The organism is Pseudarthrobacter sp. MDT1-22 (genome assembly GCF_054511035.1).
Window position 1 is genome coordinate 115,929 of sequence record NZ_JBTNDK010000009.1, and the last position, 24,446, is coordinate 140,374.

Annotated in this window: 16 protein-coding genes and 1 pseudogene; 7 read left to right on the top strand and 10 right to left on the bottom strand. The window is 60.1% G+C overall.

Translation table 11 applies throughout. The features are described 5' to 3' along the window. Positions 1 to 2 precede the first annotated feature (2 nt). From ACX80M_RS09630 to ACX80M_RS09660, 7 genes are all read right to left on the bottom strand, one after another. Positions 3 to 1,289 (bottom strand): NAD(P)/FAD-dependent oxidoreductase, encoded by a 1,287-nt coding sequence (locus ACX80M_RS09630; protein ID WP_459309460.1) that lies wholly within the window; start codon positions 1,287 to 1,289, stop codon positions 3 to 5. 7 nt (positions 1,290 to 1,296) lie between these two features. Beyond that, the gene (locus ACX80M_RS09635) at positions 1,297 to 1,617 is read right to left on the bottom strand and encodes a 2Fe-2S iron-sulfur cluster-binding protein (protein WP_459309461.1); all 321 of its coding nucleotides are present in this window, start codon (positions 1,615 to 1,617) and stop codon (positions 1,297 to 1,299) included. Between the two features lie 86 nt (positions 1,618 to 1,703). After that, positions 1,704 to 3,197 carry a glutamine synthetase family protein gene (locus ACX80M_RS09640; RefSeq protein ID WP_459309462.1) on the bottom strand — a complete coding sequence of 498 codons (1,494 nt, stop codon included), beginning with the start codon at positions 3,195 to 3,197 and terminating at the stop codon, positions 1,704 to 1,706. 63 nt (positions 3,198 to 3,260) lie between these two features. Further along, a complete protein-coding gene (locus ACX80M_RS09645) occupies positions 3,261 to 3,965 on the bottom strand; it encodes a type 1 glutamine amidotransferase (RefSeq protein ID WP_459309463.1) in 705 nt (234 codons plus the stop codon). A 297-nt stretch (positions 3,966 to 4,262) separates the two neighbouring features. Continuing rightward, the gene (locus ACX80M_RS09650; protein ID WP_459309464.1) at positions 4,263 to 4,859 is read right to left on the bottom strand and encodes an aromatic-ring-hydroxylating dioxygenase subunit beta; all 597 of its coding nucleotides are present in this window, start codon (positions 4,857 to 4,859) and stop codon (positions 4,263 to 4,265) included. Beyond that, positions 4,856 to 6,181 carry an aromatic ring-hydroxylating oxygenase subunit alpha gene (locus ACX80M_RS09655; protein WP_459309465.1) on the bottom strand — a complete coding sequence of 442 codons (1,326 nt, stop codon included), beginning with the start codon at positions 6,179 to 6,181 and terminating at the stop codon, positions 4,856 to 4,858. The genes ACX80M_RS09650 and ACX80M_RS09655 overlap by 4 nt, the downstream gene beginning before the upstream one ends. 150 nt (positions 6,182 to 6,331) lie before the next feature. Continuing rightward, positions 6,332 to 7,120: an IclR family transcriptional regulator gene (locus ACX80M_RS09660; protein WP_459309466.1), complete on the bottom strand. Its 789-nt coding sequence runs from the start codon at positions 7,118 to 7,120 to the stop codon at positions 6,332 to 6,334. 290 nt (positions 7,121 to 7,410) lie between these two features. Between ACX80M_RS09660 and ACX80M_RS09665 the strand changes: the two genes are divergently transcribed. The 4 genes from ACX80M_RS09665 (at position 7,411) to ACX80M_RS09680 (ending at position 14,216) form a co-directional block, all read left to right on the top strand. Then, positions 7,411 to 8,541 carry a M24 family metallopeptidase gene (locus tag ACX80M_RS09665; RefSeq protein ID WP_459309467.1) on the top strand — a complete coding sequence of 377 codons (1,131 nt, stop codon included), beginning with the start codon at positions 7,411 to 7,413 and terminating at the stop codon, positions 8,539 to 8,541. Beyond that, positions 8,525 to 10,282 carry a hydantoinase B/oxoprolinase family protein gene (locus tag ACX80M_RS09670; protein WP_459309468.1) on the top strand — a complete coding sequence of 586 codons (1,758 nt, stop codon included), beginning with the start codon at positions 8,525 to 8,527 and terminating at the stop codon, positions 10,280 to 10,282. Before ACX80M_RS09665 ends, ACX80M_RS09670 begins: the two co-directional genes overlap by 17 nt. A gap of 27 nt (positions 10,283 to 10,309) precedes the next feature. Then, complete coding sequence (locus ACX80M_RS09675; protein ID WP_459309469.1) at positions 10,310 to 12,412, top strand: hydantoinase/oxoprolinase family protein; 2,103 nt, start codon at positions 10,310 to 10,312, stop codon at positions 12,410 to 12,412. Positions 12,413 to 12,707: 295 nt separating this feature from the next. Beyond that, positions 12,708 to 14,216: a purine-cytosine permease family protein gene (locus ACX80M_RS09680; protein ID WP_459309470.1), complete on the top strand. Its 1,509-nt coding sequence runs from the start codon at positions 12,708 to 12,710 to the stop codon at positions 14,214 to 14,216. A gap of 1,443 nt (positions 14,217 to 15,659) precedes the next feature. Here ACX80M_RS09680 and ACX80M_RS09685 read toward each other — a convergent pair. Continuing rightward, complete coding sequence (locus ACX80M_RS09685; RefSeq protein WP_459309471.1) at positions 15,660 to 16,892, bottom strand: RNA-guided endonuclease InsQ/TnpB family protein; 1,233 nt, start codon at positions 16,890 to 16,892, stop codon at positions 15,660 to 15,662. Positions 16,893 to 17,074: 182 nt separating this feature from the next. Between ACX80M_RS09685 and ACX80M_RS09690 the strand changes: the two genes are divergently transcribed. After that, positions 17,075 to 17,338, top strand: coding sequence for a helix-turn-helix domain-containing protein (locus ACX80M_RS09690; protein WP_459309494.1), 264 nt, complete (start codon positions 17,075 to 17,077; stop codon positions 17,336 to 17,338). Between the two features lie 87 nt (positions 17,339 to 17,425). On the opposite strand, the gene ACX80M_RS09695 is transcribed toward ACX80M_RS09690, so the two are convergent. Further along, on the bottom strand, positions 17,426 to 18,463 hold the full coding sequence (locus tag ACX80M_RS09695) for an LPO_1073/Vpar_1526 family protein (protein ID WP_459309472.1): 1,038 nt from the start codon (positions 18,461 to 18,463) through the stop codon (positions 17,426 to 17,428). A 696-nt stretch (positions 18,464 to 19,159) separates the two neighbouring features. Between ACX80M_RS09695 and ACX80M_RS09700 the strand changes: the two genes are divergently transcribed. Both ACX80M_RS09700 and ACX80M_RS09705 read left to right on the top strand, forming a co-directional pair. Then, entirely contained in the window at positions 19,160 to 20,068 is a 909-nt protein-coding gene (locus tag ACX80M_RS09700; RefSeq protein ID WP_459309473.1) for a hypothetical protein, read from the top strand. Between the two features lie 61 nt (positions 20,069 to 20,129). Continuing rightward, positions 20,130 to 20,249, top strand: a pseudogene (locus ACX80M_RS09705) (IS3 family transposase); the annotation flags it as partial. Positions 20,250 to 20,948: 699 nt separating this feature from the next. On the opposite strand, the gene ACX80M_RS09710 reads toward ACX80M_RS09705, so the two are convergent. After that, positions 20,949 to 23,879, bottom strand: coding sequence for an NACHT domain-containing protein (locus ACX80M_RS09710; RefSeq protein ID WP_459309474.1), 2,931 nt, complete (start codon positions 23,877 to 23,879; stop codon positions 20,949 to 20,951). Between the last annotated feature and the right edge of the window lie 567 nt (positions 23,880 to 24,446).

Genomic DNA, 24,446 nt, shown 5'->3' on the forward strand with positions numbered 1-24,446 from the left:
TGCTAATTCCTCAGGCTTTCTGTGGTTGGTTCCCCGATGAGGGTTTTGAGCGGGAGGTCCGTGTTGGTGGCTCTGGAACGGTCGATGCTCGATCCCGCGGTCAAGGCGCGTTTGGCGGCCATGAAGTCGTGGGGACTGTTCACGGCGTCTGCGGCGATGAGGCGTCCGTCACGGTAATAAAGGACGGAGAATTGTTCGGTGTCCGGCTCGCCGCGGACGAGGTAATCGTCGTATCCGTTGGAAAGCCCGGCGATTTGTAGTTTCAGGTCTCCCTGGTCTGACCAGAACCACGGAACAGCGGGTGTGGGGCGCGGTTCACCTAGAAGTGACGAGGCTGCTATCTTGGCCTGGTCCACGGCGTTTTGGACTGATTCCAGGCGGATGCTTTCGGCGGGGTAGCGGGGGTGGGGCTGGATGGTGCAGTCCCCGGCGGCGACGATGGCCGGGTTGCTGGTGCGTGCGCCGTTGTCTACGATGATTCCGCGGTCGCAGTCCAGGCCGAGTTTTTCGGCGAGTTCAGTGCGGGGTTCCACGCCGATACCGACGATGACGAGGTCTGCCGGGATGATGGTCCCGTTGGACAGTTCAACGCCGGAGACCTTCCTGTCGGTGCCATGCAGGGCCGTTACACCTGATCCGAGGATGATTTGGATGCCGCGCCTTTGGTGGGCTGCCCTATAGAAGTCCGAGATCGGAGGGGCGGCGACACGCTGGAGGAGCCGGTCAAAGGTCTCAACGACGGTGACCTCGAGTCCTCGTTGACGCGCCACTGCGGCTGCCTCGAGCCCGATGAAGCCACCGCCGATAACCACCACCCGGCCGGCGTTGGCCAGTCTGGTGCGCAGGCTTCGGGCATCAGGGATGCCGCGGAGGTAGCAGATACCGTCAAGGTCGCTTCCGGGTACGTTCAGTTTGCGGGGCCTGGATCCGGTAGTGAGCGCGAGCTTGGCGAAGGGTATGGCATGTTCGCGGGAGGTGGTCGCGCGACCGCCCGATCCTTCCTCATCGAAGGTGATGTCGGTGATACGGGTTCCGGTCAGGACTCGGATCCCGTTCTCTGCGTAGAAATCCTCAGTGCGCAGGGCAAGGTTAACTTCGTCCATGTCGCCGCTCAGGAAGGCTTTAGAGAGCGGGGGGCGCTGGTACGGACCCTCGTCCTCTGCGCCCACGAGGGTCACGGGATCGGTGTAACCCTTTTGGCGGAGGGAGACTGCAAGCTGTAGGCCGGCTTCGCCGGCACCGACGATGAGTGTGCCGGCAGTGCGGCTTCCGGGGTGCTTGTTGGTCATGGATTTCTCACTGTTCTGGAGCGATGTCGATTTCGAGGCCGTCGAGTTCGTCGGTCATGCGGATCTGGCAGGAGAGCCGGCTGTTGGGTTTACGTTCGGCGGCTGCATCGTCCAGCATGTCGTCTTCAAAATCGTCGGCCGGGCCGGTCATGCCGATGCAGGATTCGGCGACGTAGACGTGGCATGTGGCACAGGAGAGAGCTCCGCCGCACTCTGCGACGATGCCCTGCACTCCATGTTTCACGGCAGTTTCCATCACTGATGCTCCGAGACGGGCATCGAGTGTGTGTTCGCTTCCGTCTGGGGAGCGGAGAATGATCTTTGGCATGGGTTAGTCCTACTTATCTGTCCGGGGCGTGCCGGCACCTCCCGGAACGGGGCGGTGCCGGCATGCGGCAGCACTGTTGGAACGGGTCAGAACAACTCGAAGTATTCGCGGTGTTCCCAGTCCGTCACGCCGTTGACGTATGTTTCGGTGTCGGGGTTCTCGGCAACCCAGCTGGCGTGACGGGACACTTCGCTCCGCTTGATGGTGACGATGTAGTCGATGAAGGCATCGCCAAAAGCTTCCCGGTAGAAGGTGTCGACGTCCAGGGCGTCGATTGCGTCCGCCAGTGTGGTCGGCAGTTGCGCAACGTCCTGGCTGTACGGGTCTTCGCTCAGCGGGCCTGGTTCAGTCTTGCTCAGGATTCCGTCCAACCCGGCGGCCGCCTGGGCGGCGATGTAGAGGTACGGGTTGGCGGCGGAATCACCCACCCGGTTCTCCACATGCGATGAGCGGTCACCCGGGGCTGAGATCACACGCATCATCGCCGCACGGTTGTCTTGGCCCCAGGTCAGCCGGTCAGGTGCCAGCGAATACGGCCGACGACGACGGTAGCCGTTGATGGTGGGCGTGGTGAAGACGGAAGCGGCAATGCCGTGTTCCAGGGTGCCGCCGACATAGTTCTGGCCCAGGCCCGACAGCGGCTCGTCCAGAAACGGCACCATCAGGTTCTCGCCCGTCTCCATGTCCACGACCGATGTGTGCAGGTGCCATCCGCTGGCATAGAATCCCTCGATGGCCGGCGTGCACATGAATGATGCGAGGTGGCCGTTGCGCTTGGCAATCTGCTTGACCGTCATCCGGAACAGCACCGCGGCATCGGCGGCGGCCAGGGCGTCGAGGATGTCGAATGTGGTCTCCACCTGGCTGGGTGCCCACTCGTCATCAAGGGTACGCAGCGGCAGACCCATGGACACGAGCGCCTTACGGATCGGCCGCAGGATGTCATCGATCTCGTCCAGGTGATCGGTGAGCAAGTAGCTGTACCCGCGGGCGACGGGTGCCACCTTCGGCGGATCGGCCGGTGAGCCGGGTGCACCGAGAGATCCGTTCTGGAGCATGTCATCGACAATCCTGGTCAGGTACCATTCCATTTCAATGCCGGCGATGAGGCGGTAGCCGTTGTCAGCCATTTTCTGAAGTGTCTTTTTCAGGATTGAGCGAGGGGCGAAGGGGAACAGCTCGCCGTTAGACATGTACAGATCGCAGATGACGACGGCGGTTTCTTCGACCCATGGCAGGATCTTGAAGGTGCCGGGGTCCGGGACCATTTTCACGTTGGGGCTTCCACCCAGACCTTCAATCGTGAATCCGCCGTCAGCGGAGAACGGGTTCATGACGATCGCGTTGGCCGTATCAAAAAAGAACGGTGCCATGGTGATGTCGATTCCGGATTCCAGCGCGGCCAAATAGGCCTCCTTGGTCAGGGACTTGCCACGGAGCAGCCCGTGCTGATCTGGAAAGACGAGCCGGACGATCTCAATGCCCCCGGCATCCAGGGCCTGCCGGCTGAGTTCTGCGGCCTCCAGCTGCTCCTCGCTGTAGAGGTTGTATTTCTGGATGAACTTACTGCTACTTGTCATGACGCTTCCTTAAAATTAGGCACAGCGATTGAAGCGCTGTTGCGCTGCAGGAGTGGAGTGTTTCTAGAAATTCGCGGGGCTGGCGAGCCAGCCGCCGACGACCCGCTGGGCTTCAGCCCAGGCGGCGTCGTGTGCTGACTCTGCCTCCGTCAGGAGACCGTCAACGTCGACGCCGTGGTCCCGCAGTTTCGTTTCCTCGATGGAGAGTAGTTGCCGTATTCCCGCCGGGGAGATTTCCGGATGGAACTGGATGGCCAGTGCGGACCCGAGGCGCCAGGCCTGGGGGTACTGGTTTGACGTGGCGAGCAGGTCGGCTTCCGGCGGTGGAATGAAGCTGTCGGTGTGGAAGGAGAAGAACCGGCCTTGAAGCCCGGCCTGTTGCCTCCCAGGGTGGTCCGGTGCGGGCAGAACGTCGATGAATCCGCATTCCAGCCCATGGCTGCCAGGGATCGCCTGGCCCCCGAGGGCCGTGGCCAGGATTTGTGCGCCCAGACAGATTCCCAGCACGGGAACGTGCTCCTGAACAGCCCGCCGCAGAAATTTCTGTTCGTCGATGAGGAACGGGTGCTTCGTGTCCTCATAGGCGTTCTGCGGGCCGCCGAGGCAGATTACCGCTGCCGCGTTTTCCGGTTCCGGAAGCAGTGCGCCGGCAAACGGCCGGACCAGGACCGGTTCCATGCCCTGCTCGCGGATGAGTAGGTTTATCCAGGACAGGTCTGCGCCGTCGAAGTGAGTGATCACCAAGACCTCCCGGCCGAACGTGCTCATGGCTGGGGCCGTGGTTCTATCCGGGACTGCCAAGGCCGCCAGTGGTCAGTTCCGGCCAGGGCGCGCATGAGTTCTGTGGCGCTGGCCCGGTCCAGAGCCAGCCAGGAATCGTCTGGTATGACCCCGTATGGAGTGAAATCCCAGATTTTCAACCTTTTGACCTCGGCTACAACAGGCTGCATGCTTGCGGCCTCGCGCTCCAGACGCCGTACCTTCCGCTGCAACATGCTGTTTTCCCGTCGCAGCGACTCCACTTCAGTGGATTGTTGGCTGTGCTCAGTCATTTCTTCGTCGGCCCTAAAAAACCAGAGTGAGGTTCTCATGGATGTGTTCGGAGTCCAGCAGATTGGCCTGCTTGAGCCGGATACGCCAACCTTCGTCCCCGGCGGTCAGCACGTGCCCGTACCATCCGCTGTAGGTCTTGTGGACCCCGGCGCGGAACTCGTTCACGATGAAGTTGGACCGAATGAAACGCAGCCCCTTTGAGGGCTCGTCCAGAACTTCTACATTGCTGATGACCCGGCGGGTCCGGGACTGCGGTATCTGGCTAAAGGCCAGCCCGGTCCGGAGCCAATAGACCCTGTCGGTGAGTCGGCGGCAGTCATCGAAGGCGTGTGAAACTTCCAAACGGGGATTCCCTCCGCCAGGAGTGATGGGCACCCAGTAAAGGCAATCCGCGCTGAAAAGTTCGAGCCAATCATTAAAGCGGCCCTCATCGATGAGGCGTGCCTCTTGGGCCAGAAATCCTTCGCCCCGCCGGGCAATTTCGGCGGCGGCTACGGGCCAGTCGGAGTTGAGAACGTCCCTGAAGTTGTCCAGATCCGCATAGAACGAATCGTCCACGTGGTAGGACCAGCTCGACGTGTCGGAGTAGTCCTGGATTTTCTGGCTCATTTGGCTTCCCCGTTCATCAGACGCAACCATTCTTCGTAGTAACCGCGCATGTGGATTTCGTCGGTCACGGCAGTGACGATGACACCGTTTTCGTCCATGGTTTGCCAGCCGTCCACGTTCAGACCGCGGTTCATGAGGATCCATTCCTCTTCAGAGACCGCAAGTCCCCGCTGGACCTCTTCGAAATTGGCCTGGTCATCGGGTTCGCCGAATGCCGGGAAATCTTCTTGGGTGCGCATGCGCATCGTGTTGACTTCTTCGGGGACGCCGCCGATCGATGTTGCATTCCATGTCAGCTGTGTCCGTTCCACACCCAATGGCTCGATCACCTGGATCTGGTTGCCGATGAGCAGAAGGTTCGGGAAGATGCTCAGATTGATCTGGGCACCGGCGCTGACATCCAGAAGCCGGTCGGCGTCCTCCGGGTACTTGCTGCGGATCAGCTCTTCGAACTTTTCCCGGCCGGGCTGGGGACGCTGATTTGCCCAGATACTGCCCGGACCGTCAAAGTTTGGCCGCTGGTCGATGACGCTGTGGCCGTTGCCAAGCGAGTAGACCTTCATGGGGCCGTCGTCGGGGGTCTTGCCGAAGTAGGACATGTCCTTGCTATCGCCCATCCGCGATGCCATCTCCAGTAACGAACGATGGGAAAACGACGGATGGTAGCCGTCCCCTGCATTGTCGAAGGCAAGCTTCCAGTTGCCGCGGTAGCCCATGCGGTGGGCAGCGCTTCGGACGATCACCTCGCCGTCCGGTGCACGGTCTATCCAGTAGTCAAGCCAAGGTTTTGCTTCTCCAAGGTAGTCGGGCAGCGACGGCGCCGACTCGCTCAGGGTGCCGAAGATAAACCCGCGGTAGGACTGAATCCGGGTGACCTTGCCAAGCCCGAATTTGGACTTGTCAAATTCGGCGCCGTATCCCTGGGGCCAGGGAGCGCCGACAAGCTCGCCAGTGTTCTTGAAGGTCCAGCCATGATAGGGGCACTGAAAACTCTTGGCTACGCCGGATTCCTCGCGGCATACCGTTGCCGCGCGGTGTGCGCAGCGGTTGAAGACCGCGTGTAATTCACCGTGGCGGTCACGGGTTACGACTATCGGCCGCAGCCCCAGTTTGGTTGATACGAATGAGTTGGGCTCTGGTAGCTGCGACTCATGGGCCAAGTACACCCAGGTGTGGCCAAAAACCTTGACCATTTCTTCGTTAAAGACTTGCTCATCGGTATACAGAGTCCGGTGGACCCGGTCCACTTGGACGTAGGCGTCCCACGCTCCTTCGCGTGTTGCCTCACTTTTGTAGGGGGAGATTTCGGGGGAAACAACCATCAGAATGCCTCCTCAATGTGAACCAGATGTCTGGTTGCAGATGGGTTCCACCGAGCGTAGGACTCCCGATTTGTGTCCGTCTACAGTCTGGTTCGTTATTTCTCTGAGGGAAATAAATGGTGGGATGAATTTCCCCTGCCACATTGTGGGCTACAGAGCGTCGGTGAACATCTTGTGGGGTTTGGCAATCTCCGTTTCCGCCAGAACCACGGCCGCTCGCAGCGCCTCCGCGTATTCCGGGATTCTCTTCCGATTGAAGCGGATGCTAGGAATAGCCACCGAGATAGCGGCAACCGGATAGCCCGCGGGATCCTTGACGCAGGCGGCGATACCGGCAATGCCTTGAGCCGCTTCCTCCTGGTTCAGCGCGTAGCCCTCCTGACGGACGGTGACGAGATGCCGCTTGAGGGACTGGAGAGTTGTGATTCTGGCTGAACGCCACGGGATGAGGCCATCGGCATGGATGGCGTCCAATTCCGTGCGTCCCAGCTCGGCAAGCAGCGCCTTGCCGCCTGCCGACGAGTAGGCCGGGACCAGATCCCAGACGCCGGTACGCACACTTAGCGGCTGGGTGCTTTCCAGCCCGTCGACGTAGCTGACGCGTGGACCGTTGAGAACCCACACCTGGATTGTCTCGTTGAGTGCACTGTTGAGCTCTTCAATGGCCGGCCGGAGAACGATCCGAAGCTGACCGGGCGAAAGAGTGCCTTCGTGGCGACCCGCAATTTCCGGGCCCGCGCGATAGCGCCGGTCCCCGTCCTGGCTTGCGAAGCCGTCGTAACACAGCGCCGCCAAAAGGCGGTACGCAGTTGAGGGGACCACGTCCAGCAATTCGGCGGCATCCTTCACCGCCAGAGATTTTCCTGCCGATAACGCCTTGATCAACTGCAAGGCCCGGTGGACTGTGTCGAGCGGGGGAGCCTGTCCTTCATTTCGCATAGAGAAATAATGGCAGAAATTATTGTCGCCTGGGAAACGCGCTTGTACAGTTTTTCCATCCGGTTCCAGTGACCGGCATCACGAAGTCGGCGCCCGCCCCGCGCCTCGCCCACGGCCGGCACAGTCGGCCTAAACAGGCTCGGTCACTCGCTTTCACATCGACACGACAGGCTCTGCAGCGGTGTCCTCAGTGCGTGATCAAAAGGCATTCATCATCGAATGCGGAAGGTGGACAAGTGCCCAACTCTCTATCAGAGCGAAACCGCAGATGGGATCTGCTCAACAAATCCATGCAGGAAAACGAGGTCGACGCCCTCATTTTTGCGGCCAATGACTACCGCGGCCACAAGGGAGCCCTGCGGTACGTTGCCGACTACAACCTGCTGCACCGCTCCGGCAACGCCGTCATGTTCAAGGATGAGGAGCCGGTCGTGGTCCTGTCCGGGAACCTGTCCGGAGCGCGCAAACCTGATTCAGGGTGGATCAGCGACTACCGGTGCCCCGGAACTATTGCCGGAGGTCTGGTGGATGCCCTCAAGCGTAGAAAGAAGTTCTCCAGGGTTGGCATCGTCGGACTGGGCCAGATCATGAAGGTGGACGAGTACCTGGCCCTGACCACCGCGTACCCGCAGGTGGAGTTTATCGACTACTCCGCACAGTTTGAATTGATCCGCGCAGTCAAGAGCGCTGCTGAAATCCAGGGGGCCCAGGAATCCGCTTACATCCTGGACCAGTGTTTCAGCCGGTTGTTGGAAATTGCCCGGCCCGGAACAACAGAACGGGAAATAGGCGCCGAGATGTACAAAGTGGGACACCGGCTTGGCGGCGAAGACCCGCTGTTCCTGACCATGTATACAGAGACCGACGGTGACCAGACCAACGCCACGTTCGGGCCGCCGCGGGACCGCGTTCTGACCGCCCATGATGTTCACACCTTTTCGTTTGAAATCGTGGGCCCAAAGGGCTACTGGACCGAACTGTCCCGGATGGTCACTTTTGCCCCGCCTTCGGATCACACGGAGCGTATGGCCCGTGCGGTCACCAAGGGCCTGGCCGCCGCGGCCATTGAAATGAGACCGGGCGTCTCGCCCTCGAAAGTCCAGCGCGCCGTATTGGAGGCAATCGAATCCGAAGGGGCGACCTCCTCTTATTGGTCCGGGCATTCACTTGGGCTTGACGTATTGGAACACCCCTGGATCGGTCTGGATGTCGTCGAGGACGGCACGCAGTCGGAGGACACCATGCTGCAGGCCGGTTATGTGTTGGCCGTGCACCCGATGGTGCGGGACGATTCTGCGCAGGCCACCGGCTACATGGCCGATTCCTTTGTCATCGACGAGTCAGGCAGCCGCAAACTATCGGAGCACCCGACAGGTCTGTACCGAATTTCGAAAGGTGAAGCAAATGTCAACGAATACTGAGAACACCATCGACGCGATCACAGCGTCCGTTCTCCAGCGCAGGGTCGACGCGATTGCCAAAGAAATGGCGACCATGTTGATGCGTTCTTCCCGTTCACCGATCTTCAACGAAATCGGCGACCTGGTGACCGTGGTCTTTGACAAGGACGGCAACACCCTGGCTCAGGCCGAGTTCGCGGCCATCATCGCTTTCGGAGCCCACCCCGCTCTCGAGTACATCATCAAGTACTACGGGGATGACATCCACGAAGGCGATGTCATCATCCACAACGACGTGTACCACGGCGGTAACCAGAACGCTGATACGGGTATCTTCATGCCGGTATTCTCTGACGGGGAGCTGGTCGGCTGGACCGCGGCCAAGGGCCATATGGCAGACATCGGCGGAATGACCGCCGGCGGCTATGATCCGAATGCGCGGGATATATGGCAGGAAGCGTTGCGCATCCCGCCGGTAAAGGTGGCGGAGAAGGGCGTCTTCCGCCGGGACGTCTGGGATTTCATCTCCGCGAACATCCGTTTCGACTTCGTCATGGAGGACGTCAAGTCAATGATCGGGTGCTGCACCATTGGTGGCCGCCGGCTGGTTGAGATGATCGCACGCTACACCTTGCCGGTCTACGAACGGCACATGAACTACATTCTCGAGAGTTCCGCCCGGCAGGTGCGGGCCGAGGTCAGCCGCTGGGCCGACGGCAGCTATTACGGCGAAAGCTGGATGGTTTCCGACGGCTTCGACACGACCAAGCGCTACAAGATCGCCTGCGAGATCGAGATCAAGGGCGACGAGATCACGTTCGATTTTTCGTCCAGCGATGACCAAGCCCCTGGCATCACCAATATGCCCCCGGCCTCCGCCAAGGGTGCAGTGCGAATCGCCTTCCTGATGATTCTGGCCAGCGGCGATATCAACATCCCCACCAACCAGGGGCTCTTTGAACCCATCAAGACGGTGTTCCGCGAAGGATCAGTGCTTAACCCCCGCTTCCCGGCGGCTACGGTCTTCGGCAACCAGATGTCCGATGAAGTGGTCGAGTGCATCATGACGGCGCTGTCTGGAATCCTACCTGACCGCGTGTCGGCGGGTTGGAACAAGTACATGTGTACGTCCACCAACGGGGTGGATCCGCGCACTCATGAGGAATTCGGCACCCTGACGGTATTCCAGCGCACAGGGCCGGGCGGCATGCTGGGCACCGACGGTTGGGACGCCTTGGGTTTCACAGGCACCGCTGGGCAAATGCGGGCGCCTGATCCGGAAATGTTCGAACTGACGTCCCCGCATTTCCTGGAGTATCACGAGTACCTGCCCGACTCCGCAGGAGCCGGCGAATTCCGCGGCGGCATGGGCACTCGCTCTGCCTGGGTCAGCTACGGCGAGAACCAGCACGGTGTCACCCTGGGGGACAACGTCCGGGCCGAGGGTGCGGTGCCGGCGAGGGGACTGTTCGGGGGCAAGGATTCGGGCCTGAATGACATGACCGTGACGTTCCCGGACGGGACTACCCACCAGTGGGGCTCCAAAGAGATCATTGCCTTGCCCCCGGGTTCGCGGATCGAGTCCCTGCTGGGCGGGGGCGCCGGATACGGCGATCCGTTCAACCGGCCCGCCGGGAAGGTTCTGGCCGAAGTCCGCGACGGCATTCTCTCCGTGGAGAAAGCTCGCTCGGACTACGGCGTAGTCCTCACCGCCGACGCGACCGCCGTCGACACCGCCCAGACCGCAGCGCTCCGCGCCTAAGTTTTCTTAGTTGGAAGGACAACTACCATGAGCATCAGAATCGGTATCGACGTCGGCGGCACATTCACCGACTTCCTCGTCATCTATCCGGACGGCCAGCGGCGCATTCACAAGACAAGCTCCGTTCCTTCCGATCCGCCGCTGGCGGTGTACGACGGCCTGCAGGAGATCGCCGCGCTGGACAACAAGTCCCTTGAGGACTTCCTGGCCGGCGTAGAGCTCATAGTTCACGGTACTACTGTGACCACGAACGCCCTGCTCACCCGCCGGGGCCCGACGATGGCTCTGCTGGGAACGGAGGGATTCCGGGACGTATTGCCCATGCGCAACGGAACCCGTGAAGAACCCTACGACAACCGGCTGGAACAGCCGGAACCCTTGGTGCCACGTCATCTGCGACTGCCTGTACGCGGCCGTTTTGACTACAAGGGGGACGAAGTCACGCCGCTGTCCGAGCAGGACGTGCGGGATGCCGTGGGCATCATGCAGGAGCAGGACGTGAAGTCCGTGGCTATTTCGTTCATGCATTCGCACGCCTCGGCAGAACATGAGGACCGCGCAGCGGAGATCGTTGCCGAGCTCATGCCTGAGGCTTACATCACCAAGTCTTCGGAGCTGCTGGGCCAGGCACGTTACTACGAGCGGACCAGTACCGCGGTCCTCAATTCTTATGCCGGACCCATCATCAGCGGTTATCTGACCAAGCTTCTGCAGCTGCTCTCCGACGTGGAATTCAACGGCATTCTGCTGATGATGCAGTCCAACGGCGGCGTCGCCACCCCCGAGCAACTGGCCAAGCGGGCAGCGCTGTCGCTGCTTTCGGGCCCCGCGTCGGGGCCCACCGCAGGTCTGCTGGTGACCGCGACCCACGGCTGGGATTCATGCATCACCGTGGACATGGGCGGCACCAGCTTTGATGCCGCTGTCGTCAAGAACAACAAGCCCTTGGTCATGACCGACGGTGGGATCGACCGCTGGTCCCTCGCGTTGCCGGCCGTGGACATCCACACAATCGGCGCCGGCGGCGGGTCCATTGCGTCCGTCGATGAAGGCGGCCTGCTGCGGGTTGGCCCGCAGAGCGCCGGAGCCGTACCGGGACCGGCCTGCTACCGTCGCGGAGGCGTGCAAGCCACCACGACCGACGCTGACGTCGTGCTGGGGTACATCGATCCGGATACCTTCCTGCACGGCCAGATCGGCCTGGATCGTGAAGCCTCCTACCAGGCGATCAAGACTGACGTGGCAGATCCGCTGGGACTCAGCGTCGTGGAAGCTGCCGCGGGAATCTATGAAATTGTCAACGTCACCATGGCGACCGGGGTTCGGGACATCACCGTCCGCCGGGGTCTGGATCCCCGGGACTTCCCGATCGTAGTAGCCGGCGGGGCCGGCCCGGTCCATGCGGCCGCGATTGCCCGTGAACTTGATATCCCGGTGCTCATCACACCGCGGGACTCATCCATCTTCTGCGCGGCAGGGATGCTGGTCTGCGACTTCAAACACGACTATGTCCAGAGCGCCAACCAGAGGCTGCGCAGCCTTAGCGGCGACGCCTTGGTCAGCATCTGGAAGGAGATGGCAGACGAGGGCCGCAAGACGCTGTTGGCGGAAGGGGTCGTCGATGCCGATATCTCCTTCATCCCCGCGCTGGATCTACGGTACAAGGGCCAGTGGTATGAACTGAACATCGAAGTGGATGCCGCCAACCTCGACGCACCGAACCTCGATGACTTCGTGGAAGCCTTCCACCGCGAACACGAGGTGCTGTTCGGCTACAACAATCTGGAAATGCCGATTGATCTCCTGAACATACGCCTCTCAGCCGTCGGCCATACTCCTAACGACCGGGTCACCCTCGCCGGCACCATTGCCTCCCGCGATGACCTCCCGAAGCCGAAGCGCCGCGATATCTGGTCCCCCCTGCAGCATCGCATGGTCGAAGTTGACGTGCATCAAGGTGCAGCCATGGGGCCAGGGGAGGAAGTGGAAGGTCCGGCGATCATCGAGCTGGGAACCACGACAATTGTCGTTCTGGATGAGTACAACGCGGTGGTAGACCGCAACGGCTCCTTCGTCATGTATCTCCGAGACCAAAAGGAAACGCTCAAGGTGCGACTGAGTCTCACCTGACTCCTATGTCGGGGCGATCAGCCGGTCAATCCAAGGACCCCTAACTGCCCCGACATAGCCAGCGCTTCCCATCCCCGGTTCGGGAAGGGCAGCTTCACCTAGCAGAACCCGCTCAACAGTCCGGTTGTCGAAAATAGATGCCCGGCGATGGCCCATGCCCGGTCTCTCCTGCCGCCCTCGTAGTCGCAGCCAGAAACCAGGCGCGTCTTATGGCTTCCCCAGGGGATTCGAACCAACAGGCAGCGCCGTGACCAGCACTAACCAACCAGGAAATTGTATTCAAAGGAGAAACGCAATGGCTTCTGAATCATCCCCAACTACACCATCTCCAACTCTCAGGCAGAAGATGGAGGACAACGTACTGAATCCTGTCGCAGAGAACCTGCGAGTGGGCGGATGGTCCCTTCTTTCCAATACAGCAGGAGTGGGAACAACTCTCGCCATGCTGATTATTGGCGGGACCGCCAGCTATATCGTGGGGGTGCAGTGGACCATTGGGATGGCGGCGGTATCGGCCATCTTTGGAGCCCTTGTCGGTACGTTCACCGCGCGCGTCAGTCAGAGTACCGGTATGTCATCGACCGTAACGATGCGCTTTCACGGATTGGGGGCTACCGGATCCGCCCTTGCATCGCTGATTTTTGCCTTCATGATTCTTGGATTCCTTGCCTTGGAGAATGTACTTCTCTATTACGGCACGCTCTTCATGCTGGGCTGGTCACCAAACCTTGGTAATGCAGTCCTGATTTACGGCGCCCTGACTCTGCTCTGGATCCTACTGACCATGTTTGGCATGAAGGTCGTGCAGAAAACGTCGTTCTTCCTAACAATTATCGCCGGTGCCCTCATGCTGTGGGTTGGATTCCTCGCTTTTCAGCAGTCCGACCTTTCCGTGGCGAGCGTGCTTAGCGCCCAGCCGTCCGCTATCGGCCCAGTCCAGATCATGGGCGTCCTGAGCAGCATGATTGGTATGGCCGGTGCGCTGGCCCTTGTGGGTGCCGACTTTGCCCGCTACGCCAAATCGCCGAAGGACGTCCGGATTATGGCCATCGGTGGCAACATCATTGTCAACTTCGGCGTGGTTTCACTGGGCGCACTGCTCTACCAGGCTGGCGACACGGTGGTGGCCCGGTTCTTGACGGACCCGGCGAATTCTGACGTTGCCGCAGCCCAGCTGGGCGGTTCAGTCGTCGAAAAGGTCCAATACCTGGCCCACTCAAATCCGGGCGCTTACTTCATCATCCTCGGTGGGATCGTAGGATTCCTAGTCATGTACGCCGCACAGATCAAGGCCCAGGTCATTAACACCTATTCCGGATCCCTCGCGCTGTCCAACCTCTTTGATGCCGTTCTGCGAAGGAAGCCCAACCGCATTCTTATGGTTGTCCTGGCCAACGTGATTGCACTTGTTTCGGTCTGGGCCAACATCCTTGGCGTGCTTCTACAGTTCCTCGGCCTCCTCGGAATCCTTACCTTCTCGCTGGCCGCACTCGTAATCGCAGACTTCTACATCGTACGGAAGCGCCAGCCCGTCCAGACTGCACTCGTCGAGCGATTCAACTGGTCGGGACTCATCGCCCTGGTTGTCGGATCGGGAACCTCATATCTATTGACCGCCACAGGCATCTTCCCCTTGGGTTTCCTTGTAACCCTCGTGCTCACCCCGTTGCTGTACGTGATCCTTCGACGGACGATCCTCCCTGAGGGATCGGGAACCGACTTCATCGAGGGCACAGCTGCTCTGAAGGAAATTGAAGACACCGCGGACTTCGAAGATCAGAACGAAGAAGTCGCAACCCACTAAGTCCCCCGTAGCCACGCAAGCTAGTTCGCAGCTGCACCTGGGATGACGCCGAACCTTCTGAAGGGCAGCCCTGGTTCTGCGGTTCACTCACTGGGAGCTACTACCATGGGAGGCTGCCGTCTCTGAGCTGACCCCGCCGGACCGCCGGGGTCAGCTCAGAGATATCGCCGCAACAGGACTTCCGGGTTCCTGCCGGTGACATCGAGCCATCTTGACCCGGCCATGACCATCGTCATTTTCTAACGGCCAGACGCGGAAACCGACGTGCCGGCGGGCGGAGCAGTTTGTGCAAGCCGGCGGCAGGATGGTCCTTCAGCGGCGGTGAAACCGACCTCGAGACAGACAGCTTTTTGACCAAACGCATGGCTACGCCGAACGCCGGAATAGGCACTCCACGCCAAACTAGCGACCACGGCGCGGATCACCACTTTGAGATCAAAGAATTCGTGATCATGCGGGTACTGCCCGATTGTTTGTCGTAGATGTTCACACTCGAACGGAATTGGATTAGGCCCTGAGTAGAGCAGTGGAACTATTACGGCCCCTCGCCACGACCAAACAGGTCGGTATTTCGGTAACGCCGCGGGCCCTGGCCAGTATGAAGCACGTGTGAACTGAGGACGTGTCGTACGTCCGCGATAGTCGCAGCATGCTGCATATCGGAGACACGTAGGCGCCCAAACTCCCAACGCAACATTGCAAGAGCTCACGCCATAGCCTCAGACCAGTTGGCTGGGCAGGTCGAACTTGGCTGAATCACACATTCCGGACGACGTTGCGGGCGTTGTACGTGGCGATGCCAGCCTTAACCTGGAACAGATGGCCGCCCCGGCTGTCCGCACGTGCTCCTCAGCTCCGAGCCCGCCGTGCCGTCGTGGTGTGCGGCGTCCCGCGCATCGTAGGCGGGAAGAGACCGTGGTGTTGGAAACCCAGGCACCGAAGGGCTTCGCCACGAGATCCAGTCGGCCCTGCGCGGTTACGGCCCTGGGCAAGGCCTCCAGGGTGGGCGTGCCGACGCCCGAGGAGGGGGCTTCGACGTCGTGGACTTCTACAAGGACGGCGCGCCCATCGTGCGCACCGTCAGCCTGTCCATCTGGAAGGACGAGGAGGGCCCGCTGGCCGAACTGGCCGACTCGGACCCCGAGGGAAGTTCAACGACCGCCTCGACATGGTCGATGACTTCCTGGTCGGCGTTGGAGGGCCCGTCAGCGGCCCCTGTGCTGCTCTCCTTTGACGTCCTGAAGTGTGTCACGGGTCTGAAGGGCCTGGAGGCGCCGTGCCGTCGATTTAGCGCCGACCAGCAGGGAGCATGTCCTGGCCCTGTCGCCCGGCCCGCACTTCCGGGCTCATTGGCGTCTTGGACCGCGAGGTCTACGTTTGGGGCCGACGACGCGCGCAGCAGCCACCTGCTGTCCACGCCTCTTGACCAAATGAAAGAAAAATTCATTCGAGTGGGGCCACCGTGACTCGCCCAGAGGCTTCTCGTGACGCGGCTTGCACCGTGTCCCGCAGGGCCAGCCCGGCCCTGAGTATATTGACCGCCGCGTTGACGTCGGCGTCGTCCCGATGCCCGCACGAAAGGCAAAGGAATACCTTGCCGTTCCGGTTGGCCGCCGCCCGGTGCCCGCATGCACTGCAGGCCTGGGAGGTGTAGGCCGGGTCGACCTGGATGAATTCCCGCCCGGCGCTTGCAGCCTTGGCACGTATCATATCCAGGAACATTCTCCAGCCCGCATCGAGGATGGACCGGTTGAGCCCGGTCTTCGCTCTCGCTCCATTGGGTTCGTAGCCCCCGGCCCCGTCGGGCCGTGGCGCCGCCCGCCGCGTCATGCCGGCGACTGTGAGCTGCTCGGCCACTATGAGGTCATGGCCGGCCACAAGGCGATGTGCCGCCTTGTGCAGATAGTCGCGCCGCTGGTTGCTGATTTTCCGATGCACACCGGCAAACCGCTCCCGGGCCTTGCGGCGGCGGTTGGATCCCCGCTTGGCACGGGACAGCGCCCGCCTGGTCTCAGCCAGCCGGACCAGCGAGGCCTCGCCGTAGGCGGGATTCCCGATCCGCTCTCCTAGGGAGGTATATGCCAGGCCGTTGGGCCCCGTGGCCAGGTCGATGCCGACCATAGCCCCGGTCTTCGGCAGCGGGGCCGGCAGGTCCTGCTCGACGCACAGGCTGACATACCAGCGCCGCTCCTCCCGCTTAACGGACAGCGTCTTGACCAGACCCGTGACCGGACGGTGCTGCTTGACCTTGACGTGGCCGACACCCTGAAAGTAGGCCCTGGTCTGCGTGGGGTGGGGGACGGAGTCCCACTTGGCACCCTGTCCGTTGCGGTGGTCGACGGTATCGAAGTGGCCGGCCCCCTTGTACCGCGGATAGCCCGGCTTCTCGCCAGCCTTGACCCGGCGGAAGAACGCTTGTATGGCCTTCTCCAGGCGTCGGAGGGTCTGCGTCTCGGCGGCATAGGACCAGCGCGCGTAGTCCGGGTCGTCGGCCCGGATGTACTTCAGCTGGGCAGACTGGGCGGCAAAACGAATTCCGATCCGTGCACGCTTCCAGGCCTCAATGCGCTCCTGAAGGGCGGCGTTGTAGAGGTACCGATGGTCATTCAGCATCGCCCGGAGCAGGTCCTCCTGCTTCGAGGTCGGGTACATGCGGAACTTGTACGACCGGATCATGGCATCCGTTCATAGGTATCCATAGTCCGCACCGACCTTCTCTGGACGGGATGCACCAAATCGATGCATGTATCACTAGTAGAGCAGACAAGGCTGACATTGTCAGTTGACATGGATAGATGCCCACCCGCCCGCATCAGTCCTCCGAGGAGCAGACACTCCGGTGGGCTGAACGTAGGGTGATGGTCGGGGCGCGAATACGAGAGCTTCGACTCGAGCAGTCCCTCTCCCAGGAAGCACTGGCCCTGGAGTCCGGCTTGAGCCGAAACATGATCATCGGGATCGAATGGGGCAAAAAGAGCGTCGCCTATGAGCGCTTATGGGACATTGCTGCCGCCCTGGAGTGCGACGTCACTGAACTTTTTGGAGCAGCTGACCGGCAAGCGTTCAACGCTCCCTACCGCGGCGGCCGCCAGGCCATGCAAAGAGCCCGCGACCCCGAGTAGTCCCGCTTCAGATCGGGCATAGCTAATCCCTGAAGCGCGGAGAAATTGGGGAGGCGGAAGGAAGGTTGCGCCTGTGCGGTGTGAGGCCTAGCCTTCATCCAGCCAGTCACTGAGGTCGGGCGCGTAACCAAACCTTTGTTGCAACACTGAGTGGCCAATTGCTATGCCCACACCCGTGGGGGCGGTAGCTCCCACGTGGCCCCATGCGTCTTCGAGCCACAACACCTCAGGAATTGCTGCCTTGACCATGGCCACAACTGTGGCGTCGGGCAAGCGCCTATCGCGCAGTGTTTTGAGAGCCTGTACATGGGGCTGCGGTATGTCCAATTGGGCCAAATAGCTGTCGCTGGCCCCACCGCCAGCGACCTGCTTTAGGTCCTCACCACGGGGCGATTCCTCGAATATCGTGGAATCATCCCAATATCCTTTAATCTCGTCGGAAACGTTGTCCAATGAGAGGCCCTCCTGAAAAAACCCGGGATAGCTGTTGTACCACGCGGACGCAAAAGTGCTGCCTCCCAGACTGCTTGTCGAGATACATCCCATTGACTGCAGATGTAAGTACGAACCCTCGCGCTTCGGCAAATCCGGTCCAAACTCGCGAAGGATTGGTTCGTGGTAGAACCTCAAATTCTCTAGTGAATCAGCACCTGGGTTGACCGTTCGAAGAAAAGTCCAAATGATTGCAAGAGCCGCCCGTTCGCCCTTAGTTAGGCGGGGGGCGATTTCTATTGCATCGTTCAGAATGGTGGCAATGAGGCTGTCGCTCGGTGCAACGACGCGGTCGGAGACGAGATCGAGAAGAATCTCGGATAGCTCCTCAGTGCCGCGCCTCGCGTAGGCAATTCCGGCATTTGAGATTGCGTACTGCACATCGGGGTCAGACAGAGCGGCGCTGTGCGTCGCGGGCAGTTGAGCTAGGCGTTCGCCCAACTCCTCGGCGAAGCTGTTGATTCGCTCATCTACCGTTTCGCGGGCGAGGTTGACGAGGTCCTTCATGTTGGACTTTACGACGCGCTCGGTTATGTCGTATACCTCGGTCGCGCTGACGCCGGTATGAACGGTGATATTGCCTTGGGCTTGATAGTTGGTAGAACTATCGCCGCCGTCCTGTGTGAACTTCACGTTTCATCCCTGGGGTCAATCGATAGATTTCCCCCGCTCTGATAGTTTCGCGAACCTTGGCCACCATGCTGTGTCAGATTGATTTGCGAGGAGGGGGCCGGGCTTTCACGAATTACCAGCCCTAGGAATAGGAAGACTAGGCCCACGGTGCCGAGTGCGGCACCCAAAACGACAGGAAGGGACCAAAGGTCCCTATTCGCCTGAACATTCATCACGCCGAAGGCGGCAGCTATTCCAGCGCCGGTAGTAAAAAAGGCGCTGCCGACAGCGAGAGATTTACCGGAAGTCATAGGTCAAATACTAGGTCACCCCTGTCTTCATCTTGCTCCGCAGGAGGGGTTCCGGGCGGCAACGTTCATTCGGTGACCGGCCCTCGTCTGGGATTCATATGCATTGCGTTTCAACTCACCTCGCCAAGATTCCCCACATGGAACCACGAGTATTGCTGTGGGCCATAATGAAGGGCCTGCCTGTTGGCAGGGGCGTTCCCGGCGGGGAGCCGTTCGTTACGGGCTGGACGGGCAGCCCTTCGAGCACGAGCTCGGCCGGGGCGAGCCAAGACCCTTCGGGGGTCACCCCCCTTCCCCTTCTGCGTCCGCCTCCAACTGATTGGCCTTGCGCTCAAAGTCCTCGCGGACATTGACCGGCACAGTATCGAAGGACGCATCTATCACGCGTGGCCTTGTTATGAGTTCATTGACCAACTCAACAAGGGTGACAAACCGACTACTGAATTCGAAGGATGGCATCCTCATCGTCGCCTGGCTCTGGCCGAGCCCAATCTATGAATCGGGGTACGATCCGTTCGACGTCACGTCACGAGAGAACCAGCTGCTCTGGAAGAACTCCGCCAGGCACTCATCCGGGATCGCTGCGGGGAAGGCTTTCGCAGCGGCAGGTCACGAGTTCGATCGCCAACGTCAGAGACGGCGCCAAGTCGCCGCACGTCGCTTCGAGCTAATCATTAAGACGACAGCACGGGCAGTTGGCTGCCCCGTTGAAGACCTCAAAACCCACCTGAAGTGGTCCACCCCCCTCACCGACCTGGAGCTGGATCGACTGCTCCACGGGTACACACCGTTCCCGTTCCCCGTCATAGTCAGCCTATGTAGAGCGCTCCAGCAGCTGGATTTCACGGATGCTTTGGCTTGGGTCCTGACCGATCCGCAACGTCTGGCGCGTCGCATCAAACAGTCAGTCGTTGCCAGCGGGATCTCCAGTCAGCTGCGTTTCCTCACACTGGAGAATCTCGAGAGCGTAGTGAAAAAGCTCCCACGAGGACCCGTGAATGCTGGTCCGGCGCAGGAGCTCGACCTCTATCGCGCGCCGCAGCCTGGTGGCCGATACTGGTCGCTGTACGAGGTACTCGCTGCCGACGAGAGCGACCACCCTGACTACACACTCGCCGAGATTGACCGGGTCCTCGTTGAGGCTGGCGAGATGCGCTTGCCTGTGAGCGCCAGTGCCGACCGTTCTTGGTGGGCGGGAAGTGGTGCGAAGCCTGAAGGTCGCCCCCAAGTCAGTGCATGGTGGGCGGCAGGCTACCGGATTCGGAAGGTCGCAATCGCTCCTTCGTCTGGCCAGGTTGGTTGGGTCCCCAGGTAGAAGTCCAGTTGCTGTGTGAGTTTCGTGTCCGAGAATGGACACAGGAGGAAATTCACGAAATATGGCACGCAGACACACCCCCGAACAGGTCATCGCCAAAGTCCGGCAGGGCCAGAAAATGCTCAACGACGGCCGACCGATGGTCGAGGTCATCAAGGAGCTCCAAGTCACCGAGGCGTCTGAAGCGCTAGCGAAGGAAGTCGATCTCGAGGGCCTCGCGGCCGCATTGACCTCCCTTGCAACAGCCCTCGATCGCATCACAGAGCTGAACCGCTCTCGCGCCAGGCTCGAAGCGAACGTGCCTGATGACCCCAACATCCACCACCTGGTCGAGTTCCTCGACAAAGTCGGCGAAGCCAACCGCTCCCAGATCGAGCACCAATTCATCCACATGCAGGAAAAACCCATCGATGCGGCGTGGATGACAAACCTGTTGACGAAGGCCAGACGCCAAGGCTGGATCGTCAACAATGGCACACGGAGCCAGCCAAGATGGACGGCAACCCGGCTGACGGCCGAGCTGCTGGAGAACTGATTGGGCCTGATTCTAGGCCCGCGCTGGTTGGCGCGTGTCGTCTTGCTCAAAACACCACCGTCTCGTATCCCTAGGGTTTCGAGGCGCCGAGGTTTCGAGACACTTAATTGGGCTAGGAGCAGGAGTCAGCGCCCTCAGACGGAACCTATTGCGGGACGGCTGATTAGAGGCCGACGGCCGGTCCAGGTGTGCGGTTCCCGATAGGACTCATCAAGCAACCGGTCCTGTCGTTGTACGGTATAGCTCGGCTAGTGGATTGTCGGTCAGGCCCAAGCCGTGCGTTCCCCCACGCGTGGTCCTTTTCGTTTTCTTTGTCTTGTTGATGCGAATCGTGTTCGCTATACCTCACTGTTCCGAGAGTGGGTCGACCCAGATGTCCGGCCAGTCTGGCCGTTCTCGATCCACAGACCTAAGCAGCTGCGTCCGCAGAAAATCGCTGACATTGGCATCAGACGGGCCAAGACCGTGAAGTGCGGTAACTATGAGCGATCGAGCACCATCGGCGGTCATGAGATGGTCAACGAGAGCCAAAGCCTTGTAGTCAGGGTCGTTGGTGACTACCCGGACCATTGCAGTTCCAATGCTGAACTGCCGCACCGGAATCCTCCTCAGTAGTGTCAGAAGCTTTTTCTTGACGGGGGCTTTCACTGAACGATCAGGCGCGAGGTAAGGACGGATCACTACGGACAAATCCGTCATTCCTGCATCGGAGAGACTGCGGCTAGTCCAGTTCCCCAACTGGGCCGCTTCAGGACGCCCCTCCGTATAGTGCAAAAGCGCGCCGCCGGTCTCCATGTCAAGGGTTCTCAGGGCACTATCCAGATTCCTGCGTCCAAATACGCCAGCCTTGTCGGTGCTCCTTTTCCAGCTAGCAAGGAGAGCCAGCGTCGCGAGCTTACCAACTCCGCCGTTCCGCAGGTGAAGTTGGATAGCATCCGTGACAAGTCGCCAGGATTCCTCATCCGCCAGCGCAACTCCCTTAAGTGCGCTGTTGAGCTGGGACGTATGGGATCCCGGGGCTACCGCCAGCAGTTCCAGTGCGATGCGAGCCAACCTGCGCCGGTACTTCGGTGCGTTTGCTGCAATATCGTCATCCAATACATCAAGGGCTAGGAACGGTCCCAGGCAGCAGGCACGAGATGTCTGTGACTGCGTGCCGAGATCGTCAATTAGAGCGATCAGGCTGTCGCGAAGAGTCTCGTGTTCCTCAAACAGACGGCCGGCCCCAAGAAGCCAGGTATGACGCCAATGTGTGGAGTGAGCGGTCGCGACAAAGGGTTCGAGCGCATGTTTTTCACCCCGGCTGAAGAAGAAAGTAGCCGCCAAGAATTCTTGAATACTACGGAGCTCGAAGCCTACGTAACCGGCATGTCGGGGTACCAGCAGGACGAGTCGAGTCAGTGCGGCCTTCGAAAGGTCCTTTTGGATGCGGGCAGCCGCTTCCGTTGGGTAATCCTCGTCGCCGTGCAATCTCTGTTCGATCACATCTTCAAACTGTGCCTGAGTCAGAAGAGCATCAGCGTGGCCCACTAACTCCGCCTTCTGCTGAAGGGCGAGCCCTATCCTCTGATGTACGAACTCAACGTGCCTTCGTTGCTCGCGGAGAAGCTTTGAGAGATGGGAGTGACTCTTATTCATTTCCCGTTCGTAGATGGTCGAAAAGTAGGCATGGAAGAGTTCGTGCTTACTTTCTGGCAAGCTGATCCGCCGTGCCAGCAGCAGAGTCATGATGGTCACCTGCAATGGCGTAATCATTAGCCGGGATGTAGCGTCGCGGGACAACGCCTCCTCAGCCTGTTCGACTACGCGATTTCGAAGCTCGTCGTCATCATCTTCGTATTGAACAGTTGCTAGTTGCTCTACATAGTTCAACGCCTCTCCCCGAGAAAGGGGCGCTAATTGCATGTGTTTGTAGATCTCCGGGCTCATTTCCTGGGCATAGCCCTGTGGCCGGGTCGTAGCGACTACGAAGAGATCGGCCTCGACGTGGCGAGCATCCGTGAGAAAGTCTTCAATGGTTTCGAAAACCTTGTCCCGCACCGACTGTGACGGCACTTCATCTAGTCCATCAAGGATCAGCAACCAGGGCCATCTTCCAAGCCACTGCCGCAGCTTCGATGGGGTAATGTCACCCGCCACAGAGGTGTGCTTGCTCATCTTCTCTGCCATGAACCGGAGAATGCTGACATCCTCACCGCCTGAGACGGCGTCACCCAATTCGTTGAGCTTGATTGTGAAAGGCCATCTTCTGTTCATGGGACGTGGTACGCCGAGTTCTTCAAAGATGTGATGAGTGAGGGTTCTCCGGATGCTTTGTTCCGTAGGATCCAGCTTGTGTTCGGGGTAGTCCTCAATAAGGGCAAGCCGGTAAATTTGACTCAAAAGCTGGCTCAGAGTGGATTTACCTTGCCCAGGTCCCCCCATGATCACAACGTTTGACAAGGCCGGCTTGTGCTCGCTGGGTTGCAGCATGTTGTCTCCCAGCCTGATTATCTGGCTCAGGGCACCGTTTGCTTGTCTTTCGGCCGGGGTCTCTATGTCGATGCGTCGGTCAGGGTCAAGAATCGGCAGGTCAATCGCAACGCGCGAAAGTGGCAACTTCGTTGTTGCATCCTCACCTGACTCACCGAGCCGTACCCACTGTTCACGCTTCATGCTCTTGATCGTGTACGTCTCGTAGACGCTTTCGAGGCCGCTGTCCTGTGACAATCCGAGACGTTCGGCCATCTTCCCAAGGACATCGCCAGGGGTGATGAAGGCGTTATACGCAGAACGGATATTTATGTTGCCATCCAATAGGCTGCAAATCTTGTCACCGTCCCAGAAATCCCAGCCCTTGAGTCCAAGCTGGCTCAGCTCTTCTGCTAGGTAAGCCTTGATGGTGTCGACCCCTCCCATCTTTGGGACAGGCGAGAGAAAAACGTTAGTAGTCACAAGGAGGTATTCAGGCAACCGACCTTGTGTCCGCCGGCCCTTGGTTTTGTCTTTCCATTCATCAAGCTCAGCTTTGATTTGCGCCTTCAACCAGGCTGCATTGTTTCCGACATCACGAGGACGCTGCCTGAACTTCGCCTGTATGACGCCGTATCCGTCCCAACAGCCTTCAGCTGGTGCTGGTTGAGGGTAGGAGGTTGCGCCTTCGAACGTCGCTTCTCGCCCGCCGTCTTTTCCGTCCCCGAACGGCCGAACCCCTGCCCCAAAGACTGCCAGCGCCAACGCTCTGGTAACGTGCTCGAATTCTCGTGTACCAAGGCGCTCGAGCTGGTAGTCACTCATCAGACGGCGCTGCCATGTACTTACTCATCGGCTCAACATATCGCGCTTTGAACGACTCGACCCGAAACGGGCTTAGTGGTCGAAACCCGGTCCGCGATGGTGGCGTGGTTTCTGATCGTCCTCACGCGGTTCCGCTCCCGGCGGGCCTGCCTCTTCTGCGCGGCGAGCCTTGATTTGTTCCAGAGCTTCCTTGACCGATTCCGGGTTCCTGGTCTCGGGATCATGTCTTTGACGCTGGGTGCGGTTCTCCACCCTTACGGGGGAGGGCGGCCATGCGTTCGGCGCGTTCCTGTGCGGGGGTACCTACCCCGACCGCATTAAGCGCTGTCTCGAAAGATTGCAGCTTTTCAAGACACCGTCCCGGACCTCGGCGTGGGCAAAGGGAAGGTGGGAGGGCCGGGCCCCGTTGTGTGTGAATTACAGCGACAAATAGCGGCGTTTTCGCAGCGGTAATGGCACCATTGGTGCCCCTCAACTGCTGCAGCACGGCCTCCCCGCACGTCAGAGGCATCCTGGTCTGCTCCTGTCGATTGTCCTGAAAGCTAGGAATACTAGACGTCACACCCG

Excerpts from the sequence above, each read along its gene's own strand:
- ACX80M_RS09630 (WP_459309460.1), bottom strand. The coding sequence starts at position 1,289 with ATGACCAACAAGCACCCCGGAAGCCGCACTGCCGGCACACTCATCGTC.
- ACX80M_RS09635 (WP_459309461.1), bottom strand. The coding sequence starts at position 1,617 with ATGCCAAAGATCATTCTCCGCTCCCCAGACGGAAGCGAACACACACTC.
- ACX80M_RS09640 (WP_459309462.1), bottom strand. The coding sequence starts at position 3,197 with ATGACAAGTAGCAGTAAGTTCATCCAGAAATACAACCTCTACAGCGAG.
- ACX80M_RS09645 (WP_459309463.1), bottom strand. The coding sequence starts at position 3,965 with ATGAGCACGTTCGGCCGGGAGGTCTTGGTGATCACTCACTTCGACGGC.
- ACX80M_RS09650 (WP_459309464.1), bottom strand. The coding sequence starts at position 4,859 with ATGAGCCAGAAAATCCAGGACTACTCCGACACGTCGAGCTGGTCCTAC.
- ACX80M_RS09655 (WP_459309465.1), bottom strand. The coding sequence starts at position 6,181 with ATGGTTGTTTCCCCCGAAATCTCCCCCTACAAAAGTGAGGCAACACGC.
- ACX80M_RS09660 (WP_459309466.1), bottom strand. The coding sequence starts at position 7,120 with ATGCGAAATGAAGGACAGGCTCCCCCGCTCGACACAGTCCACCGGGCC.
- ACX80M_RS09665 (WP_459309467.1), top strand. The coding sequence starts at position 7,411 with ATGCAGGAAAACGAGGTCGACGCCCTCATTTTTGCGGCCAATGACTAC.
- ACX80M_RS09670 (WP_459309468.1), top strand. The coding sequence starts at position 8,525 with ATGTCAACGAATACTGAGAACACCATCGACGCGATCACAGCGTCCGTT.
- ACX80M_RS09675 (WP_459309469.1), top strand. The coding sequence starts at position 10,310 with ATGAGCATCAGAATCGGTATCGACGTCGGCGGCACATTCACCGACTTC.
- ACX80M_RS09680 (WP_459309470.1), top strand. The coding sequence starts at position 12,708 with ATGGCTTCTGAATCATCCCCAACTACACCATCTCCAACTCTCAGGCAG.
- ACX80M_RS09685 (WP_459309471.1), bottom strand. The coding sequence starts at position 16,892 with ATGATCCGGTCGTACAAGTTCCGCATGTACCCGACCTCGAAGCAGGAG.
- ACX80M_RS09690 (WP_459309494.1), top strand. The coding sequence starts at position 17,075 with ATGGTCGGGGCGCGAATACGAGAGCTTCGACTCGAGCAGTCCCTCTCC.
- ACX80M_RS09710 (WP_459309474.1), bottom strand. The coding sequence starts at position 23,879 with ATGAGTGACTACCAGCTCGAGCGCCTTGGTACACGAGAATTCGAGCAC.